The organism is Oceanospirillum sediminis (genome assembly GCF_014164585.1).
In the GTDB taxonomy this organism is placed as follows: domain Bacteria; phylum Pseudomonadota; class Gammaproteobacteria; order Pseudomonadales; family Halomonadaceae; genus Oceanospirillum; species Oceanospirillum sediminis.
Window position 1 is genome coordinate 1 of sequence record NZ_JACJFM010000295.1, and the last position, 327, is coordinate 327.

General features: G+C 37.6%; 1 protein-coding gene. It reads right to left on the minus strand.

Annotated features, from left to right (window positions below; translation table 11 throughout):
* Positions 1-198: tRNA-dihydrouridine synthase (locus tag H4O21_RS28740; protein ID WP_182812693.1), on the minus strand; the 198-nt coding region annotated here is incomplete at its 3' end.
* Between the last annotated feature and the right edge of the window lie 129 nt (positions 199-327).

A 327-nucleotide genomic window follows, 5' to 3' on the forward strand; every position in this document is an offset into this window, starting at 1 on the left:
CTCTTTTTCGTAAATATCCAACTTCATCACGCTTTTGGCTGCGTTTCTAATCAAGCCTTCACTAGACACAAACTCGGTGTACACCACATCGGCACCTTGCTCTTTGCACAAGGCACGAAATGGCGGATCGCTTACATCTTCCATTGGTGCTAAAAGCAATGGGAATTCACCAAGTTCTATGTTGTCTATTTTTACCAAGAGTTCAATTTTTCAGCAAAACTACTGCTTTTCTCTATATTTATAAAAAATTCAACTGTTGCAAATCCCTTTTGAACCACAATTATTCGGTTATAACATAAACATTCACTTGGTTTTAGAGTATTTGGC